The 19,312-nt window shown below is 71.4% G+C and carries 14 protein-coding genes; 9 read left to right on the top strand and 5 right to left on the bottom strand.

What is annotated here, in order from left to right; translation table 11 throughout:
- Positions 1-42 precede the first annotated feature (42 nt).
- The 3 genes from coaBC to OG747_RS07130 all read left to right on the top strand — a co-directional run bounded on the left by coaBC (position 43) and on the right by OG747_RS07130 (position 5,991).
- On the top strand, positions 43-1,245 hold the full coding sequence (gene coaBC, locus OG747_RS07140; RefSeq protein WP_405878446.1) for a bifunctional phosphopantothenoylcysteine decarboxylase/phosphopantothenate--cysteine ligase CoaBC: 1,203 nt from the start codon (positions 43-45) through the stop codon (positions 1,243-1,245).
- A 240-nt stretch (positions 1,246-1,485) separates the two neighbouring features.
- Positions 1,486-2,694, top strand: a complete 1,209-nt coding sequence (metK, locus tag OG747_RS07135) for a methionine adenosyltransferase (protein WP_405878445.1) — start codon at positions 1,486-1,488, stop codon at positions 2,692-2,694.
- A 1,149-nt stretch (positions 2,695-3,843) separates the two neighbouring features.
- Positions 3,844-5,991, top strand: coding sequence for a primosomal protein N' (locus OG747_RS07130; protein ID WP_405878444.1), 2,148 nt, complete (start codon positions 3,844-3,846; stop codon positions 5,989-5,991).
- A gap of 150 nt (positions 5,992-6,141) precedes the next feature.
- On the opposite strand, the gene OG747_RS07125 is transcribed toward OG747_RS07130, so the two are convergent.
- Positions 6,142-6,684, bottom strand: a complete 543-nt coding sequence (locus tag OG747_RS07125) for a hypothetical protein (RefSeq protein ID WP_405878443.1) — start codon at positions 6,682-6,684, stop codon at positions 6,142-6,144.
- A gap of 372 nt (positions 6,685-7,056) precedes the next feature.
- On the opposite strand from OG747_RS07125, the gene fmt reads away from it, so the two are divergent.
- The 4 genes from fmt to OG747_RS07105 all read left to right on the top strand — a co-directional run bounded on the left by fmt (position 7,057) and on the right by OG747_RS07105 (position 11,579).
- Entirely contained in the window at positions 7,057-7,989 is a 933-nt protein-coding gene (gene fmt, locus OG747_RS07120) for a methionyl-tRNA formyltransferase (protein ID WP_405878442.1), read from the top strand.
- Positions 7,990-8,115: 126 nt separating this feature from the next.
- Entirely contained in the window at positions 8,116-9,549 is a 1,434-nt protein-coding gene (locus OG747_RS07115; RefSeq protein ID WP_405878441.1) for an RsmB/NOP family class I SAM-dependent RNA methyltransferase, read from the top strand.
- Between the two features lie 221 nt (positions 9,550-9,770).
- Entirely contained in the window at positions 9,771-10,457 is a 687-nt protein-coding gene (rpe, locus tag OG747_RS07110) for a ribulose-phosphate 3-epimerase (protein ID WP_405878440.1), read from the top strand.
- Positions 10,458-10,535: 78 nt separating this feature from the next.
- Complete coding sequence (locus OG747_RS07105) at positions 10,536-11,579, top strand: sugar-binding transcriptional regulator (RefSeq protein WP_405878439.1); 1,044 nt, start codon at positions 10,536-10,538, stop codon at positions 11,577-11,579.
- A gap of 710 nt (positions 11,580-12,289) precedes the next feature.
- On the opposite strand, the gene OG747_RS07100 is transcribed toward OG747_RS07105, so the two are convergent.
- Both OG747_RS07100 and OG747_RS07095 read right to left on the bottom strand, forming a co-directional pair.
- Positions 12,290-12,940: an HdeD family acid-resistance protein gene (locus OG747_RS07100; protein WP_405878438.1), complete on the bottom strand. Its 651-nt coding sequence runs from the start codon at positions 12,938-12,940 to the stop codon at positions 12,290-12,292.
- A gap of 482 nt (positions 12,941-13,422) precedes the next feature.
- On the bottom strand, positions 13,423-13,827 hold the full coding sequence (locus OG747_RS07095) for an STAS domain-containing protein (RefSeq protein WP_405878437.1): 405 nt from the start codon (positions 13,825-13,827) through the stop codon (positions 13,423-13,425).
- Between the two features lie 225 nt (positions 13,828-14,052).
- Here OG747_RS07095 and OG747_RS07090 point away from each other — a divergent pair, with 225 nt between their 5' ends.
- Positions 14,053-14,301: a hypothetical protein gene (locus OG747_RS07090; RefSeq protein ID WP_405878436.1), complete on the top strand. Its 249-nt coding sequence runs from the start codon at positions 14,053-14,055 to the stop codon at positions 14,299-14,301.
- Positions 14,302-14,701: 400 nt separating this feature from the next.
- Here OG747_RS07090 and OG747_RS07085 read toward each other — a convergent pair whose 3' ends face one another.
- Together OG747_RS07085 and OG747_RS07080 are read right to left on the bottom strand one after the other, a co-directional pair.
- Positions 14,702-15,679, bottom strand: a complete 978-nt coding sequence (locus OG747_RS07085) for a 3-hydroxyacyl-CoA dehydrogenase NAD-binding domain-containing protein (RefSeq protein ID WP_405878435.1) — start codon at positions 15,677-15,679, stop codon at positions 14,702-14,704.
- A 150-nt stretch (positions 15,680-15,829) separates the two neighbouring features.
- Positions 15,830-16,381 (bottom strand): HdeD family acid-resistance protein, encoded by a 552-nt coding sequence (locus OG747_RS07080; RefSeq protein ID WP_405878434.1) that lies wholly within the window; start codon positions 16,379-16,381, stop codon positions 15,830-15,832.
- A gap of 362 nt (positions 16,382-16,743) precedes the next feature.
- On the opposite strand from OG747_RS07080, the gene OG747_RS07075 reads away from it, so the two are divergent.
- A complete protein-coding gene (locus OG747_RS07075) occupies positions 16,744-19,266 on the top strand; it encodes a flippase-like domain-containing protein (protein WP_405878433.1) in 2,523 nt (840 codons plus the stop codon).
- The last annotated feature ends 46 nt before the right edge of the window (positions 19,267-19,312 follow it).

Here is a 19,312-nt window from a genome sequence, read left to right as displayed (position 1 = left end):
GTGTGTCATGGAGTCGTACGTTTCCGAGCCCGGGGAGAGACGGTGGACAAGCCCAAGGTCGTGCTGGGGGTCAGCGGTGGCATCGCCGCGTACAAGGCCTGTGAGCTGCTGCGCCGGCTGACGGAGTCGGGCCACGACGTACGCGTCGTCCCCACCGGGTCCGCCCTGCACTTCGTCGGTGCCGCCACCTGGTCCGCGCTCTCCGGGCACCCCGTTTCCACCGAGGTCTGGTCGGACGTCCACGAGGTCCCGCACGTGCGCATCGGACAGCACGCGGACCTGGTGGTGGTGGCCCCCGCGACGGCCGACATGCTCGCCAAGGCGGCCCATGGCCTCGCCGACGACCTCCTCACGAACACCCTGCTCACCGCACGCTGCCCGGTCGTCTTCGCGCCCGCCATGCACACCGAGATGTGGGAGCACCCGGCCACGCAGGAGAACGTGGCGACGCTGCGCCGCCGCGGCGCCGTCGTCATCGAGCCCGCTGTGGGACGTCTGACCGGCATCGACACCGGCAAGGGGCGGCTGCCCGAGCCGTCGGAGATCTTCGAGGTCTGTCGCCGCGTACTGGCCCGCGGGGTGGCCGAGCCGGACCTGGCCGGCCGCCATGTCGTCGTCAGCGCGGGCGGCACCCGCGAGCCGCTCGACCCGGTCCGCTTCCTCGGCAACCGCTCCTCCGGCAAGCAGGGGTACGCCCTGGCGCGCACGGCGGCCGCGCGGGGCGCCCGGGTCACGCTGATCGCCGCGAACACCGGACTGCCGGACCCGGCGGGGGTGGACGTGGTGCAGGTCGGGACGGCCGTGCAGCTGCGCGAGGCGGTGCTGAAGGCGGCCTCGGACGCCGACGCCGTGGTGATGGCGGCGGCGGTGGCGGACTTCCGCCCGGCCACGTACGCGGCCGGAAAGATCAAGAAGAAGGACGGACAGGAACCGGAACCGATCGTTCTGGTCCGTAATCCGGACATCCTCGCGGAGATCTCGACGGACCGCCCCCGCCCCGGCCAGGTGGTCGTCGGTTTCGCCGCCGAGACGGACGACGTCCTCGCCAACGGCCGTACGAAACTGGAACGCAAGGGATGCGACCTCCTCGTCGTGAACGAGGTGGGGGAGCGAAAGACCTTCGGTTCCGAGGAGAACGAGGCCGTGGTGCTGGGGGCCGACGGCAGTGAGACCCCGGTGCCGTACGGACCCAAGGAAGCTCTGGCCGAGACCGTGTGGGACCTGGTGACACGCCGTCTGCAGTAAATGTCTCATTCGCCTCAACAGGCGCGTCCATTCGCGCGAAATCGGGTGTGCCGACCCTGGTGGAGACCGATTGTCATGGCGCAGAATGCCCGTGCCGCAGGTCACAGGGCTTCCGAGAAGCGAGACAGGGGGGCCTGTGGGTGAGTGCGACCGATAAACTGTTCTCGGACGCCGCCGAGCGCAGCTCTCGTCCCGTCCACCAATGATCAGCCAGCAGCCGCTGCAACCACAGGGAGCGTTGTGTCCCGTCGCCTGTTCACCTCGGAGTCCGTGACCGAGGGCCACCCCGACAAGATCGCTGACCAGATCAGTGACACCATTCTCGACGCGCTTCTGCGCGAGGACCCGACGTCCCGGGTCGCCGTGGAGACGCTGATCACCACCGGCCTGGTGCACGTGGCCGGCGAGGTCACCACCAAGGCGTACGCGCCGATCGCCCAGCTGGTCCGCGACAAGATCCTGGAGATCGGCTACGACTCGTCGAAGAAGGGCTTCGACGGAGCTTCCTGTGGTGTCTCGGTGTCGATCGGTTCGCAGTCGCCGGACATCGCGCAGGGTGTCGACACCGCCTATGAGCAGCGTGTCGAGGGCGACGAGGACGAGCTGGACAAGCAGGGTGCCGGCGACCAGGGCCTGATGTTCGGGTACGCGACCGACGAGACGCCGAACCTGATGCCGCTGCCGATCCACCTGGCGCACCGCCTCTCGCGCCGCCTCTCCGAGGTCCGCAAGAACGGCACGATCCCCTACCTCCGTCCCGACGGAAAGACCCAGGTCACCATCGAGTACGACGGTGACAAGGCGGTCCGCCTGGACACGGTCGTCGTCTCCTCGCAGCACGCGAGCGACATCGACCTGGACTCGCTCCTGGCCCCCGACATCCGCGAATTCGTGGTCGAGCCGGAGCTGAAGGCGCTGCTGGACGACGGCATCAAGCTGGAGACCGAGGGCTACCGCCTGCTGGTCAACCCCACCGGCCGCTTCGAGATCGGCGGCCCGATGGGCGACGCCGGCCTGACCGGCCGCAAGATCATCATCGACACGTACGGGGGCATGGCCCGCCACGGCGGCGGCGCCTTCTCCGGCAAGGACCCGTCCAAGGTCGACCGCTCCGCCGCCTACGCGATGCGCTGGGTCGCCAAGAACGTCGTCGCCGCGGGTCTTGCCTCGCGCTGCGAGGTCCAGGTCGCCTACGCCATCGGCAAGGCCGAGCCCGTCGGCCTCTTCGTCGAGACCTTCGGCACCGCCAAGGTCGACGCCGAGAAGATCGAGACCGCCATCGCCGAGGTGTTCGACCTCCGTCCGGCGGCCATCATCCGCGACCTCGACCTGCTGCGCCCGATCTACTCCCAGACCGCCGCCTACGGCCACTTCGGCCGCGAGCTGCCCGACTTCACGTGGGAGCGTACGGACCGCGTGGACGCCCTGCGCAAGGCCGCCGGTCTGTAATCGGCCGCGTCCTGGTGAGGCCCGGTACCCCTCGGGGGTGCCGGGCCTCGTCGTTTCTCCCGCTCTCCCACCGGGGGCCCGAGCTCTCCCACCGGAGGCCCGAGCAGGGTGCCGTGTGTCGTGCCGGGCGCGAAAATCGGTGGTCGGGTGGGGTGGGGTCTCGTACGCTCGGGGTCTCCCGGTGCGATGGCCGCGGCTACTTCGGTGGAGTGCGCCCAGGGCGCGCGGTGAATCTGGATCATGGGCCGCTGCCGCTTGGAACTCGGGAGAGGTGTGTCCTGATAAGTCGTCGTGGACTTGCCGGTGTGAGTCCGGTCCGGGTAGTGGCCAAGCAGCCCGGTAGCTGGTGGCCGACGGTAGGGGAGACCCGACCGTTGAAGCGTCATGACAAAGTCCCTTTGGGGGGCGAGCAAGTGTGCGGTCCGCAGCATTAAGCGAAGTCTGCCGCGTCGTTAAGTTCCCCCTGCGTGAGCAGGGACCAAGCGGGAGCCGAGCCCCGCTCTCTCGGGCGAAGGCCATGGACGGTGTGAAGGTCTTGGATGTGAAGCACTCAGGAACCCGCCGGCGTAGAGGACGTGGAACGTGCACACAGCCCACGGCGAAACAGGAGAGATCCGTCTTGACACCGGCGGTGTGGCCGCAGGTCGCCAGCCTGCGGTGCCCGGTAACGGCGAAGCCTATAAGCGGTAGAACCGTGAAGTGGTGGAGCGTCGAGCGGAAGTCGGAGGAGGGCGTAGTAGCAGTGATCGGCGCGGACAACATAACCCGTCGTAGCGAAGGGCCTTTAGCCAGGTGTGCATGGCCGACCGGGGAAGGGTGCGGAGGGACTGCCGTGTTCGGCTATTTGCCCTCGTATTCGCTCGCCTGAGAACCGGGTCCGGGTGCTTGGGCCTGTCGCCAACGTGGGTGGCGCCGCGGAATGCGGCAGGTCGACGGCCTGGGGGAAAGCCGGATGAGGGAGAACCTCATGTCCGGTTTGGGAAGGGGGCGCTGGAAACGGGGCAGCGTGCTGCTACCGCGCCAGTGCCCTCCTTCACCCGACATCGTGGCGCCCGGAGCGGCAGAAGTGCCCTCCGGGCGTTTGCGATGCGTGGCCGGCTTGCTCCCGGGCGCCCGGCGGTGTCAGTGCGGTCTGGTAGGAATGTTGCTGTGAGCAGCGCGAACGGGTGGGGTGAGGGCGGTGCGGAGGGTGCGCCGCCCGAGCAGCTTGCGTTGATTCGGGAAGGGGTGCGGCAGGCCAGGGCGCCCAAGGCGAAGCCGCGGACCTGGCGGGGGGCCGCGCTGGCCAAGGAGCTGCCGGTCGCGCGGGTCCTTGTCGACAAGGGCGTGTTGCATCTTGATCGGTATTTCGACTACGCCGTGCCCGAGGAGCTCGATGCCGAGGCGCAGCCAGGTGTGCGGGTCCGGGTGCGGTTCGGGGCCGGGCGGCATCGGGTGCGGGAAGGGCGGCGTGAGGGCGGGGGGCTGATCGACGGGTTTCTCGTCGAGCGGCTTGCCGAGTCCGACTACAGCGGACCGCTCGCGGCGCTCGCGCAGGTCGTGTCACCCGAGCCCGTGCTCGGGCCCGAGTTGCTGGGGCTCGCCCGGGCCGTCGCCGATCGGTACGCGGGGAGCCTCGCGGATGTGCTGCAGCTTGCCGTGCCGCCGCGCAACGCCCGGGCCGAGCAGAAGCCCTCGCCCGCGCCGCTGCCTGCGCCCGGCGTGCCCGCGGTCGGGTCCTGGGTTCGGTACGGGCGGGGGGCGGCCTTTCTGGAGTCGCTCGCCGCGGGCGGAGCGCCGCGAGCCGTGTGGAACGCGTTGCCCGGGCCCGAGTGGGCCGAGGAAATCGCCAGGGCTGTGGGCGCGACGCTCGCTTCGGGTCGCGGCGCGCTTGTCGTCGTACCGGATGGGCGGGCCGTCGCTCGTGTCGATGCCGCGCTGTCCTCGTTGCTGGGGGAGGGGCGGCATGCGGTGCTCACCGCCGAGGCCGGGCCCGAGAAGCGGTATCGCGAGTGGCTCGCGGTGCGGCGGGGGTCCGTACGGGCCGTGGTGGGGACCCGGGCCGCCATGTTCGCGCCCGTTCAGGATCTGGGGCTCGTCGCCATCTGGGACGACGGGGACGACAGCCACAGCGAGCTGCACGCGCCGCAGCCGCATGCGCGGGAAGTGCTGCTGCTGCGGGCCGCCCATGACAAGTGCGCATTTCTGCTGGGGAGTTGGAGCTGCACCGTCGAGGCCGCGCAACTCGTCGAGAGCGGGTGGGCGCTGCCGCTGGGCGCCGAGCGGGACCAGGTGCGGGCGAGTGCGCCGCTTGTGCGGACCGTGGGGGACGGGGATCTCGCGCGGGACGAGGCGGCACGGGCGGCCCGGTTGCCGACGGTCGCCTGGCAGGTGGTGAGAGAGGGGCTGCGGCACGGCCCCGTGCTGGTGCAGGTGCCGCGGCGTGGGTACGTACCGCGGATGGCCTGTGCGCAGTGCCGGGCTCCGGCTCGGTGCCGGCACTGCGCCGGGCCGTTGGAGGCACGGGATGCCGGGGCGCTGCGGTGCACCTGGTGCGGGCGGGACGAGGCGGCCTGGCACTGTCCGGAGTGTGGTGGGTTCCGGCTGCGGGCCCAGGTCGTGGGGGCGCGGCGGACCGCCGAGGAGTTGGGGCGAGCCTTTCCGGCCGTGCCCGTGCGGACTTCGGGGCGGGAACAGGTGCTCGATACGGTGCCGGGGGCGCCCGCGCTGGTGGTGAGCACACCAGGGGCCGAGCCGGTCGCCGAGGGCGGGTACGCGGCCGCGTTGCTGCTCGACGGCTGGGCGATGCTGTCGCGGCCCGATCTGCGGGCCGGCGAGGACGCGCTGCGGCGGTGGACGGGTGCGGCGGCGCTGGTGCGCGGGCAGGGAGCGGGAGGCACGGTCGTGGTCGTCGCGGAGCCGACCCTGCGGCCCGTACAGGCGCTCGTACGGTGGGATCCCGTCGGGCACGCGGTGCGGGAGCTCGCCGAGCGGGCCGAGCTGGGGTTTCCTCCGGTGTCCCGGATGGCGGCCGTGTCCGGTACGGCGGAGGCGCTCACCGGGTTTCTCGCGGTGGTCGAACTTCCTGGTGACGCCGAGGTGTTGGGGCCGGTGCCGCTGCCGGTGACCGATGCCGGGCGGCCGCGGCGGGTGGGAGCGCCGCCGCCGGGGGAGCAGTGGGAGCGGGCGCTTGTTCGGGTGCCGCCGGGCAGTGGGGCGGCGCTGGCGGCCGCGCTGAAGGCCGCGCAGGCGGCGCGGATGGCACGTGGGGGGAGCGAGCCCGTACGGATTCGGATTGATCCGCCGGACATCGGGTGAGGAGCGGTCCTGCGGGTTTCGGGTGACGCGTGGTCCCGCGGACTTGGGGTGACGCGTGGTCCTGATGCCGGGCGGGGCGCGTCGGCGAGGGCGTGGGGGAGGGGCCGCCTCCCGGGCTGGGTGACTCCGGGAGGCAGGCGAGAGGTGGGGTCAGCCGTTGCGCGGCCCCGGGAACGCCGTGGGCCTGGCCTCGTCGCGGAGCGTGGGGCTGCCCGCCGTCGGCTGGGTCGGCATGGAGCGGGCGGCGGGGACCGTCGGCACCGTGGGGATACCGGTGTTGACGGCGACCGTGCGGGTGCCCGGCACCTCGGTGGCGCGCTCGGCGTCGGCGGCGGCCTGGGCGGCGGCGCGGCGGGCGCCGTAACGGCGGTGCACGGCCTGCTTGGTGACCCCGAGGGCCGAGCCCACCGCGTCCCACGAGAAGCCCAGTGAGCGGTCGAAGTCCACGGCCGCGGTGACCAGGGTCTCGACGCTGTCCCGCAGCTCCTGGGCGAGGCGGACGGTCGGGGCGGGGGCGCGTCCGTAGACGACGAAGCCCGTGGAGGGGCCGGAGCGGCGCGGGCGGTAGACATTGCCCAACTGGGCGGTGAGCGTGCGCAGTGCGTCCACCTGCCGGCGGACCCGCTCGATGTCCCGCACCAGCAAGTGCAGGCTGGCCCGAGCCTGGGCGTCGTGGGTTGCGTGGTCGGCCATGAACAAGCCTCTCGAACCGGCGTTGAAAAGGATCGGGCCGCGATCGCGGCCCGTTGCGGTCAACTCTCTCTTGACCAACGCGTTTCCGGGTGAGTGGTCACGCTGCGGGGGCGTGAGGGCAGACGCACAGGGCGCATCCAAGGGCGTACGCCCCCGGTGCGCCGGTGACTCGCCCGGGCCTTCGGCCCTGGCTCATGTGTTCCCACCCGTACCGCGGAGGATCCGGCGCGTCGCCGTGTGACGCTTGCCGAACAACCCCCGAGCCCGCAGGCCTCCTCGCCGCATAGACTGGTGCGCTGCCCCGTACCTCGTCCCGACCGGCGGGTGTGCAGGGCCCTGAAGCGTTCCCGCCCGAGAGGCCAACCGCCACCCATGAAGCTCGTCTTCGCAGGTACCCCCGAGGTCGCCGTTCCCGCTCTGGACGCCTTGATCGCCTCCGGGCGGCACGAGGTGGCCGCCGTTGTCACGCGGCCCGACGCGCCGGCCGGGCGGGGGCGGCACCTTGTCGCGAGTCCGGTCGCCGAGCGGGCGGAGGAGGCCGGGATCGAGGTGCTGAAGCCGGTCAAGCCGCGGGACGAGGACTTTCTGGCGCGGCTGAGGGAGATCGGGCCCGATGCCTGTCCCGTGGTGGCGTACGGGGCGCTGCTGCCTCGGGTCGCCCTGGACGTTCCCGCCCACGGGTGGGTCAACCTGCACTTCTCGCTGCTGCCCGCCTGGCGCGGCGCCGCCCCCGTGCAGCACGCGGTCATGGCGGGGGACGAGATCACCGGCGCCTCCACCTTCCTCATCGAGGAGGGGCTCGACTCGGGGCCCGTGTACGGGACCGTCACCGAGGAGATCCGCCCCATCGACACCAGCGGGGACCTGCTCACCCGGCTCGCCTTCGCCGGTGCCGGGCTGCTCGTCGCGACCATGGACGGCATCGAGGACGGCACCCTGAAGGCGGTACCGCAGCCCGCCGACGGCGTCACCCTGGCGCCGAAGATCTCCGTCGAGAACGCGCACGTCGACTGGTCCACGCCGGCGCTGCGCGTCGACCGGGTCGTGCGCGGGTGCACGCCCGCGCCCGGCGCCTGGACCGTCTTCCGCGGCGAACGGCTCAAGCTCATCCACGCCGCGCCCGTGCCTGAGCGCACCGACCTCGCCCCGGGCGAGCTGTCCGTCGGCAAGAACAACGTGTACGTCGGGACCGGCTCGTACGCCGTGGAGCTGCTGTGGGTCCAGGCCCAGGGCAAGAAGCCGATGCGCGCCGCCGACTGGGCGCGCGGGGTGCGCATCGCCTCCGGGGAGCGGCTCGGGGTCTGAGGTGCGGGCAGGGGCCGCGAGGCCGCCTGTGCCCAGTCCCCGCGGACGCGGCCCGCGAGGCCGTCCGTGCCTGTCCGGACGTACGCTGGACGGGTCGAACCACCCAGGATCCGGAGCACCTTTTTCGTGAGTGAGCAGTCCCGTCGGCCGCACAAGCCCGGCAAGCCCTACCGCCGTCCCCAGAAGGACCCGGTCCGCATGCTCGCCTTCGAGGCGCTGCGGGCCGTGGACGAGCGGGACGCGTACGCGAACCTCGTTCTGCCGCCGCTGCTGCGCAAGGCACGCGAGAAGGGCGACTTCGACGGGCGGGACGCGGCGCTGGCGACCGAGCTGGTGTACGGGACACTGCGCCGGCAGGGCACGTACGACGCCGTCATCGCCGCCTGTGTCGACCGGCCGCTGCGCGAGGTCGATCCGCCCGTGCTCGATGTGCTCAGCCTCGGTGCGCATCAGCTGCTCGGTACGCGGATTCCTACGCACGCCGCCGTGTCCGCCTCCGTCGAGCTCGCCCGTGTCGTGCTCGGCGACGGGCGTGCCAAGTTCGTCAACGCCGTGCTGCGCAAGGTCGCGCAGCAGGATCTCGACGCCTGGCTGGAGCAGGTCGCGCCGCCCTACGACGAGGACCCCGAGGACCACCTCGCCGTCGTGCACTCGCACCCGCGCTGGGTCGTCTCCGCGCTGTGGGACGCGCTGGGCGGCGGCCGCGCCGGGATCGAGGATCTGCTCGAAGCCGACAACGAGCGGCCCGAGGTCACGCTCGTCGCCCGGCCCGGGCGCTCCACCGCCGACGAACTCCTCGACGCCCTCGGGGAGGAGTCCGCGCTGCCGGGGCGTTGGTCGCCGTACGCCGTGCGGCTCACCGAGGGCGGTGAACCGGGTGCCATCGACGCCGTACGGGAGGGCCGTGCGGGCGTCCAGGACGAGGGCAGCCAGCTGGTGGCACTCGCCCTCGCCAACGCACCGCTCGACGGGCCCGACAAGGCGTGGCTGGACGGCTGCGCGGGACCCGGCGGCAAGGCCGCCATGCTCGCCGGGCTCGCCGCCGAGCGCGGCGCCGTGCTGCTCGCCTCCGAGAAGCAGCCGCACCGGGCCGGGCTCGTCGCCAAAGCGCTGGCCGGGAACCCCGGGCCGTACCAGGTCATCGCGGCCGACGGCACCCGTCCGCCGTGGCTGCCCGGCACCTTCGACCGGGTGCTCATGGACGTGCCCTGCACGGGGCTGGGCGCGCTGCGGCGCCGTCCCGAAGCCCGCTGGCGGCGCCGCCCCGAGGACCTGGAAGGCTTCGCGCCGCTGCAGCGCGGGCTGCTGCGGACGGCGCTCGACTCCGTACGGGTCGGGGGCGTCGTCGGGTACGCGACCTGCTCGCCGCACCTCGCCGAGACCCGCGCGGTCGTGGACGACGTGCTCAAGCACTACGAGGGCGGTTCCGCCGAGCTCCTCGACGCCCGTCCGCTCCTCCCTGGCGTACCGGGCCTGGGCGACGGCCCCGACGTACAGCTGTGGCCGCATCTGCACGGCACCGACGCCATGTACCTGGCCTTGATCCGCCGAACCGCGTGACTTGCGGATGCCGGCGGAGTCCACGCCCGTCACCCCTCCCGGCGTGATTCTTCGGGCTGTCGCTGACAAGGCGTTGCTTTTATCCGGGGGAGTTGCGCCGGCAGCCCGGGACAGCGTGCGACATCCGCAGAGCGGCCTGGGTGCGGCTGCGAGGGGTCCAGGTACGGTCCAGAGGCCGGACCGAGGAGAGCAACCGGCCCGAGGCATGGCAGGCTTGGGGCATGGCCGTGCAGATCAACCCCAGCATCCTGTCCGCGGACTTCGCCCGCCTTGCCGAGGAGGCAAAGGCGGTGGAAGGGGCGGACTGGCTCCATGTCGACGTCATGGACAACCATTTCGTACCGAACCTCACGCTCGGTGTGCCGGTCGTAGAGTCCCTGGCCCGTGCGACGGACACGCCGCTGGACTGCCATCTGATGATCGAGGACCCCGATCGGTGGGCACCCCAGTACGTGGAAGCGGGTGCCGGTTCCGTCACCTTCCACGTCGAGGCGGCCGCCGCGCCGGTGCGGCTCGCCCGCGAGATCCGGGCCAAGGGCGCCCGTGCCTCCATGGCGCTCAAGCCCGCGACCCCCATCGAGCCGTACGAGGATCTGCTCCCCGAGCTCGACATGCTGCTGATCATGACGGTCGAGCCCGGTTTCGGCGGCCAGGCGTTTCTGGACATCATGCTTCCGAAGATCCGCCGCACTCGGGAGTTGATCGGCAAGCACGGCCTCGAGCTGTGGCTTCAGGTCGACGGCGGGGTGTCGGCGTCCACCATCGAGCAGTGCGCGGAGGCGGGCGCGGACGTTTTCGTCGCCGGTTCGGCGGTGTACGGGGCGGCGGATCCCGCCCAAGCGGTACATGCATTGCGCACCCAGGCGAAGGGGGCGACGGCCCATGCGGCCTGGGCGTGCGACCAGTGAGCCAAGGGAACGTGAACGCCGCCCATCAGGGCTGATCAAGTACGCCGGATCTGCAAGGATGAACGGCGAATCCAGAGTGTGAACAGCAGTGAGGAGATCGCCGTGTCGGGTATGTCGGCGGGCCGGTCAGCCATGCGGATGGGACCCGCTGAGCTGGTGCAGGCGGCGGCCATGGCCCGCCGCTTCTACCTCGAGGGCAAATCCAAGATCCAGATCGCCGAGGAGTTCGGCGTCAGCCGCTTCAAGGTGGCCCGGGTCCTGGAGACCGCTCTCGAACGGGATCTTGTAAGGATCGAGATCCGTGTGCCCGCCGAGCTGGACGCGGAGCGCTCCGACGCGCTGCGCGCCCGCTACGGCCTGCGGCACGCCGTCGTGGTCGAGTCCCCGGCCGAGGCCGAGGAGTCGCCCGACCCCGAGAACCTCGGCGAAGTCGCCGCCGACCTGCTCGGCGAGCTCGTCGATGAGGGCGATGTGCTGGGCCTGGCCTGGGGCCGCTCCACCATCCACATGGCGGCCGCCCTCGACCGGCTCCCGCCGTGCACGGTGGTGCAGCTGACGGGCGTGTACGACGCCGGGACCGCCGAGCGCGGGTCGGTGGAGGCGGTGCGGCGCGCCGCGCAGGTGTCCGGTGGCGACGCCCACCCCATCTACGCGCCGATGCTGCTGCCCGACGCGGCCACCGCGGCCGCGCTGCGCAGCCAGACGGGGATCGCCCGCGCCTTCGAGTACTTCGACAAGGTCACGGTCGCCTGTGTGTCGATCGGCTCCTGGGAGCCCGGTATCTCGACGGTGCACGACATGCTCAGCGACGAGGAACGCAATCACTACGCGTCCCTCGGTGTCGCCGCCGAGATGTCCGCGCACCTCTTCGACGCCGAGGGCCGGCGGGTCGGCCGTGACCTCGGCGAGCGGTGCATCACCGTCGAGGCCGACCGGCTGCGCCGTATCCCCGAGGTCGTCGCGATCGCGGGCGGACAGCGCAAGGCGGCCGCCATCGACGCGGTGCTGCGGTCCGGGCTCGTCACCAGCCTGGTGACGGACACGTCCGCCGCGGACTACCTGCTGACGGCGGGCCCGACGCCCCGCCCGGCCCTGAACCGGGCGGACCCGGACGGGCCGTGATGCGCCAGGGGTGACGGGGCGATCCGTTCCGGGACGGCGGGCCGTGCCCTGGTGGTGGGTGACGGGTTGTGCCCCGGGCCGGCTCCTCGTGGCCCCGGGCCGAGCGGTTGCGCCCGTCCCGGCAGACGCCCTGGCCCTCCGGGGCGGCCGTTGGTGTTACTCCGGGGCGGCCGGACGTGGCCGTCAGGGGCGCCTCTCCGCGGCCGGGGGCCCCGTCCCGCCGTGGTCCTGCCCATCGACCGGCTACTGCCCCTTCCGGGCCCTCTGAGGGCCATTGACGCGCCGGCCGAGGGCCGCCACGGGAGCATCGGCGGCATGGTGCTGCCGACCGTTCCCCGTGTGGTCGCGGGTCTGTTCCCGCGTCTTGGAGTGCTGCCACGCGGTGGCGTCGGGCATCGGCCCCGCCGCGGCTCCGGGAATGGGCCGGGCGCGGCTCACTACCGGACGGCGTGGCGGGGAAGGACGGCCGCGTTGCTGAGAACGACGCCGGCCTCGGCTGTCGCTGCGGCGTCGGCGATGACGAGGCCGGGGATGAGCAGGCCCCCGGCACGTTGATGTCGACGGCCTCCAGGACCTCGACCCACACCTGCCCGCTTCCACCGGTTGGCTCGCTGACCTCGGCACGCTCGTGCCGGCCGAGGCCGGCGGATCGACCGGCACGTACGACGACTGTGCCTCCGCGCTCCCGCCGAAGTACGACTCCGTGCCGCTCAGGCGCTGACCGGCTCGGACCGGCTCACGTCGGTACGACGGCGCCGCTCCTCGAACGAGGCGAAGACCGCCGAGACGCCATAGACGATGCCGAACAGCCCGAAGACGGTGGCGAGTGAGACCGCACCTATGTCGGGACGGACGAACAGCACGAACGCAAACGCGATCGACACCAGGCCGGTCAGCAGGAACAAGGCCCGCTCGCCCGCCTTCTCGCCGCGCTGGAAGGCCAGGACGATCTCCATGACACCGGTCGTCAGTGCCCACGCGGCGATCCAGATCGTGAGCACGAGAGCCGTGATGCCGGGCCATGCCAGCGCGACGACGCCGGCCGCCAACGAGAGCAGGGCGAGCAGCAGCCAGCCGAAGACGGGCCCCACCCTGTCGCTGGCGAAAGCACGGGCACCGTCCGTCGCCGCACTCATGAACGCGTAGACGGCGAAGAGGATGACGAAGGCGCCGACGGTGATGCCGGGCCATGTGACGGAGAGTACGCCGATGACGACGGCCAGCAGACCGCGCCAGAGGAGTGCGTTGGGCGAACTGAGCATGGTGACCTTCCACATACGAGGGTGTCGCCTTGTTCCTGACACGAAGGGGGAGTGCGTGGTGCGGTGCCCGACCTCGCCCGAGGCCGTGGCGTTCGCCATGAACGTTAGAGTCGTGGCTCCCCGCTGCGATCTGTCATACGACTGCTTCCGCTACTTCACCCTTGACCTGCTCACGAACGGCGAGGGTGTGTGCCGTCCGCGCGAGGAGACGTGCGTGTTCTTCGGCACCGGTGCCGCATTCCGGCCTTGACCAGCCAGTGACGCCGCCACACGGGGCCGCAGGCTGCTGTGCGGCGTCGAGTGAGAGTGCGCTTCGGGTCGCACCGAACCGACCCATGCGCTGATCGACGAGGCCGACCAGCCGGAACTCACCGCCGCGGACCGGGCGCGTCCTGAGGGGCGGCCAGGCAGCCGGCCGCCGATCGCTGGTCTGCCTGACAGGCGGCGCTGAGCCGGGGAAAGAGCCGTGCCTGTCCCAGGTGTCCTCGTAGGCACTGTATTGACGGCCCTTCACGACGTCGACGGTGGGCGGCCTCATTGGCAGGGGACGCCGCCCATACTCCGGCGAGATGACAGGTTCGCTACAGCATCGCGCCGATGCAGTGCATCAGGCCGGGGGTCGTTTCCCAGCCCAGGAGATGGATCACTTTGCGTGTGCCGGGCGGCGTGGCGTGCAGCAGCAGACGGCGGCCGTCGCGGCTGAGCGTCTTCGCAGCAGTCGTCATCATGCGGGTTCCGGCGACGTCGATGAATGTGACGCTCGTCAGATCGACGTGCAGATCGCCACTGCCGAACCGGACCGCCTCATCCAGAGCTGCGGCCAGTAGATCCCGGGAGCAAAGGTCTATTTCTCCTTCGAGCCGCAGCCCGGGCGGGCAGGTCGTCGAGATGACACGCAAGAACGGGTCATCCCATAGCAGGCGTTCGAGGGCCGGATCGGCCGCAAGGGCGACGGACGACGGACGGAGCGGTCGACGATCGGTCATGGAAGTCCCTTTCATGCTTGTTGGGAGTGCACCACCGCGGCTGCCTCAGGAGAGCCATCAACCGAGAAGGCGCGCAACGATGAGAGCACCATGCCGAACGGCTGCCGGTTGGGTCTTCCGTAAAGTGACTGACCGCCGTACCACGCTCGGGATTGTCGGCGACCTTCGCCGAGTGGACTGAACGGCTTCTGGGAGTACGAGCATGGTCGGCCATGGAGTCTGGTCGTGCTGCCTGCCTTTCGGATCGTCGCTGATCCGGCGGGCGGCGAACCCCAGTACGGCTGCGCCGGCGCGGTCGAGCCACGGCACGTCGTCGGCGATCACCAGCAGCGGTGCTCGGCGACGAGCCCGCCCAGTGGCGAGTACGGCCGTCGAGGCGACCAGCGGGTCCGGCGACGGTCCGGGCGCGAGACCGAAGACCCGGTGGAGGGTGTCGCGATGGTGGTCGGCGATCCGGTCGGCGTGATGGCGTAGGGGGTAGAGCCTTTGGTGCGGCGCCGAAAAGTTCATCTTCGGCCTCCAACTCCACGCCGGAGGCACGCGGCTCTTGCATTCCCCGTGCCGCGGCCCGCGCTGCCGCGGCGCTCAGCGGCGCGCCCATGTTCGCCGCGGCGTTGACGCCGTGTCTCACCACATCGCCGACAACGAGGGCCGTCCGGGCGTCGGACAGCGGGATCACGTCGAACCAGTTGTCGCGGCCCAGGCGACGAGTTCCACGGCGAGGAGCAGGTCGTCCTCCTGCGACGGCTTGGGTTCCTCGGTGCGGAGGAACACCACCGTACCCAGCACGGCGTGCCGCGCGGACGGGGACGATCATCAGTGAGCGTATGCCGTGCTCACGGACCGTCCGCGCCCGCGCGGGGTCATGGTCGAGTCAGGTGCCGGGAGTGGCGTCAGTCGTGGACGGTACGGATGCCGCCTGCAGCACCTTGATCTGTGCCTTGTCGCGTGCGGTCTCCAGTTCCTCGATACTCGCGCCGAAACCGGCTTGTCCGGAGAGGAGTTGGACCGTGGGCTCGTCGAGTACCGGGGTACCGAGGTCGCGCCAGAGGCTCTCGAGGTCGGGTCCGAGGTGTTCGAGGAAGTGGGGCAGGCCGCCGGAGCCGCCACCGAGGTGGAAGCTGCGGAAAGGACCGGCGACGGCCCAGCGCAGGCCGATGGAGGAGGTCACGATGTTGTCGAGTTCCGACTCGGTCACCACGCCCTGAACGACGAGGTTGACGGCCTCGCGAAACAGCGCGGCCTGCAGCCGGTTGGCGACGAATCCCGGCACCTCTTTGCGCAGGACCTGTGGCTTCTTGCCGAGCGCCGTGTAGAAGGCGACGGCGCGCTTGACCACTTCCTGGTCGGTCTTCTCGCCTGCGACGACCTCCACCAGCGGGATCAGGTGCGGCGGATTGAAGGGATGGCCGATGACGAGTCGTTCGGGCTGCTGCAGCGCTTGGGCGATGTCGGTGGCGCGGATGCCCGAGGTGGAGCTGAGCAGCAGGGTGTCGGGACGTGCGGCCTGCTCGATCCGGGCGAAGAGGTCCTGTTTGACGTCCAGGCGTTCGGGGCCGTTCTCCTGCACGACGTCCGCCTCCGCGACCGCCTTGCCGAGGTCGGCTTCGAAGCGCAGGTTGCGGTCGAGGTCGGCGGTGGGGAGTCCGAGCGCGCGCAGGGTGGGGATGGCCTGCTGCAGTTGGTCGCGTACCTGCTGTTCCATGTCGGGCAGGGGGTCGGTGACGGTGACGGTCAGGCCCTTGGCGAGGAACAGGGCGGTCCATGAGGAACCGATGACCCCGGCGCCGACTACGGTGACGCGCCGATGGGTGTCCAGAGTGTCGTGGGTGGCGACGTGCGTTTCGTTCATGAATGGCTCTTCTCGGGAATGCGGCCGGAGGACTTCAACCGGCGTCGTGACGGAGAGGGGCGAGGGTCGGCTGTGCCGGTTGCCCGCGCTTCCGGTGCGGGTCGGCCGAGGGGACTCGCCAGGTGATGGTGCGTCAGGAGTGGCGTCGGCTCAGGCGTGCGCCGGCTCCGCACCGCCGGTGTCCTTGAGGACGCTGCGCTCCCGGAAGGACGCGATGGTGCCCGCGGTGCCGTAGAAGATGCTGAACAGCCCGAAAACGGAGGCCAGAGAGACCGCGCCGATGTCCGGCCGGGCGAAGAGCACGAAGGCCAGCGCGATCGACACGAGGCCGGTCAGCACGAACAGCGCCCGCTCGCCCGGCTTTTCCCCGCGCTGGAATGCCAGGACGATCTCCATGGCACCCGTAGCCAACGCCCACGCGCCGATCCAGACCGTCAGGGCAAGGGCCGTGATGCCGGGCCACGCCAGCGCGACCACACCGGCGACGACCGACAGCAGGGCGAGCAGCAGCCAGCCGAAGACCGGGCCCACCCGGTCGCTGCTGAAGGCTCGCGCGCCGTCCATCGCCGCGCCGATGAACGCGTAGACGGCAAACAGAATGACGAATGCGCCGATGGTGATGCCGGGCCATGCCACGGCGACCACTCCGACGGCGACCGCCAGCAGGCTGCGCCAGAGCAGTGCGTTGGGCGAGCTGAGCATGGTGATCTCCCAGGGTGAGGGTGTTGTCTCGTTCCTGACAGGAAACGAGGGAGAGGCGAGGCATGCGCGCCGGTGCGCCCGACCTTGCTCAAGGTCGTCTTCTCCACATCGAACGCTAGGCGCGGCGGGCGGGGATGGTGATCCGTCATCCGACTGCGGTCGGTACCTCAGCACTTCGTTCCGCAGGCGGAGCGGTCCGCGAAACGCGTGGCGGCGGACCGTCGCATGACGCAATGCGGTCATGTGACGGATGCGCGGACGAAGTTCCGGCGAGAGCATCGGTGACGTCCGAGTGGGGGATGATGCTGGAGGGGGACGCGGGTGCCGCATCCGGGCTTTCGGCCTGCTGACGAGGAGCCGAGGTGATCAAAGTGTTCGAAGGCCGTGGCATCCAGTCGGTTTCGGACGCCGTCGGCACGTCGGAAGGCTCCTCGGCGCCGGTGATCGATGTTCCGCCTCGACGGGCCGTCCGTCGGGCGGCCGATCTGTGGCGACTGCTGGTGTCCCTGGCCTCACTTGTGGTGACGGTGCTGCTGGCGGTCGCGACGCGCGATTTCGCCCGTGCGGTGCAGCAGGGACTGCTCAGCACGGCGACCGCGCTGCCTCCGGCTCTACGGGACGGTCTCGTGGGAACGGTGCAGGTGGTCGCCATGCTCGCGCCGATCGCCACCCTGGCGGTGTGGTTCGTACGGCGGCGGGTCGACCCGGTTCTGCGGGTCGTGCCCGCGGCGGCGCTGGGCGCACTGGTCGCGTGGTCGCTCACGCACCTGGCGTTGGTGCGCAGCAGGCCGGATACGTGGCCGGGGGTGCTGGTCGGCCGGGGCGGTCTGGTGCAGGCGGGCTGGCCGTCGGCCGTGTACCTGGCGGCCTGCGCGGCGGCGGCCGTCGCGGCGGGCCCATGGCTCGGGGCGCGTCGGCGGCGGGCGCTGTGGTCGCTGACCTTCGCGTGTGCCGTGCTGAGCGTCGCGGCCGCTGGGATCATGCCGCTGGACGCCGTCGCCGCACTCGCCGTGGGTGGCGCGGCCGGGTCGGCCGTGCTGCTGCTGGCCGGGGCTCCGGCCGACCGCCCGGCGGCGCAGGCTGTCGCCGACGCCCTCGTCGTCTCCGGAATTCCGGTCGCCACCCTGCGTGAGCTGCCCTCGGACGAGCGGAGTCCCGGTGAGGGAACCGTCTACCGAGCCGTGACCACCGCCGGTTCCCGGCTGGCGGTACGGGTGCTCGCCGCCGAGGACCACAACCGTGATCTGTTCCACCGGCTTGCCCGACGGACGCTCCTGCGCCACCCGGCCGACGCGACCGGCCAGTCACCGCTCGGGGCGGCCGAGCACGAACTGCTCATGCTCGTCTTCGCGGCCCGAACCGGTGCCCGGGTGGACGAACCTGTCATGGCGTATCCGGTGGCCGGGGGCGGCGCGCTCGTGGCGACCGTCGAGAAGGACGCCCGTGCGCTGTCCGCGTTGACGGACGAGGAGATGACGGACCACGTCCTCATCGGGGTGTGGACGTCCGTGGCCCGCCTCCAGGAGCACCGGCTGGGACATCGGGCACTGCGCCCGGAGCACGTCCTCGTCGATCCGGGCGGTGAGAGCCGGCTCTCCGCCTTCGCGCGCGCCCAGCTCAATGCTCCGCCCGAGGTGCTCGGCAGCGACATCGCCGAGCTGCTGGCCACGACCGCGGTACGGGTCGGTCCCCAGCGTGCCACCGCGTGCGCACTGGCCGGCCTGGGACCGGAACTGCTGGTGACCGCCCTGCCCTACCTGCAGCCGCTCGCGCTGATGGGGCCCGCGCGGCGTGAGGTCGCCCGGTACGACCAGGCCCGCGCACGGGTGGCCAGGGAGAGCGCCCGGCGGCGAACGCTGCGCGCCGGCGGTCGTCCCAGTCTGCTGCGTGATCTCGCCGTCGAGGTCGAGACGGCCGGCGGCGCCCCGCCGGTTCCGCTCGCGCATCTGGCGCGCTTCACGTGGAAGAGCGCCCTGGGCCTGGTGGGCGCGTTTCTGGTCCTCCACCTGGTGCTCCCGCAGTTGGCCAACGCTCCGGCGGCTCTCGACGCGCTGCGCGACGCGAACTGGTGGTGGATTCTCGCGGTGCTGCCCGTCACCTTCATCTCGCAGGCGTTCTCGACCTGCCTGCAATGGGGCACCATCCCGGAACGGCTGCCGTTCGGCCCCACCTACCAAGTGCAGTTCGCCAGTTCGTTCCTGAACCGGATCACCCCGAGCAACGTGGGTGGCATGGCGCTCAATCTGCGCTACCTGCAGAAGACGGGGATCGAGACCGGGGCCGCCACGGCCTCCGTCGGGCTGCAGAGCCTGGCCGGTGCGATCTCCAACGCCGTTGTCGCCGCCGTCTTCTTCGCCTGGGCGGGACGGAGCCACGCCGGAGTACATCTGGACCTGCCCGCGAGCCGGTATCTGCTGTGGGCCATCGCCCTGGCGCTCGCTGCCGGGGGCCTGCTCTTCCTCACCCCGCCCGGCCGTCGCTTCCTGCACGACAAAGTATGGCCGTTCCTGCGCGCGGCCGGGTCGACCATCGCCGGGATCGCGACCGAACCGGCCAAGATCGTCGTGGGTGTCACCGGCGCTCTCGGCCTGCCTCTCATCCAGATCGTCGGCCTGGCCATGAGCCTCCACGCGCTGGGCGGCGACCTTCCCTTCATCCAGGTCGGTGCCGCGTACATGGCGGCCCGCCTGATCGCCAACGCGGCTCCCGTGCCGGGCGGTCTGGGCGCGCTGGAGGCCGGACTCATCGCCGGTCTGACGACGCTCGGCGTGGCGGCCGGGGCGGCCACGTCGGCCGTGCTCGTCTACCGGCTGCTCACGTTCTGGCTGAACGTCCCGCTGGGCGCCCTGGCCCTGAGCGTGGTGCGGCGGCGAGGCTACGTCTGACGTGCGCGTTCGGCGATGGGTGCCGACGCGGTGTTCACGGCTCACC

The organism is Streptomyces sp. NBC_01384 (assembly GCF_045040035.1).
Classification (GTDB): Bacteria; Actinomycetota; Actinomycetes; order Streptomycetales; family Streptomycetaceae; genus Streptomyces.
The sequence above is the reverse complement of the archived record's forward strand: the minus strand, read 5'-3'. Positions and strand labels throughout refer to the sequence as shown.

What these genes read in the sequence shown, in the direction of transcription:
- OG747_RS07125 (WP_405878443.1), bottom strand. Translation starts at nt 6,684, where the DNA reads ATGGCCGACCACGCAACCCACGACGCCCAGGCTCGGGCCAGCCTGCAC.
- fmt (WP_405878442.1), top strand. Translation starts at nt 7,057, where the DNA reads ATGAAGCTCGTCTTCGCAGGTACCCCCGAGGTCGCCGTTCCCGCTCTG.
- rpe (WP_405878440.1), top strand. Translation starts at nt 9,771, where the DNA reads ATGGCCGTGCAGATCAACCCCAGCATCCTGTCCGCGGACTTCGCCCGC.
- OG747_RS07100 (WP_405878438.1), bottom strand. Translation starts at nt 12,940, where the DNA reads ATGGCGAACGCCACGGCCTCGGGCGAGGTCGGGCACCGCACCACGCAC.
- OG747_RS07095 (WP_405878437.1), bottom strand. Translation starts at nt 13,827, where the DNA reads ATGACCGATCGTCGACCGCTCCGTCCGTCGTCCGTCGCCCTTGCGGCC.
- OG747_RS07085 (WP_405878435.1), bottom strand. Translation starts at nt 15,679, where the DNA reads ATGAACGAAACGCACGTCGCCACCCACGACACTCTGGACACCCATCGG.
- OG747_RS07080 (WP_405878434.1), bottom strand. Translation starts at nt 16,381, where the DNA reads ATGCTCAGCTCGCCCAACGCACTGCTCTGGCGCAGCCTGCTGGCGGTC.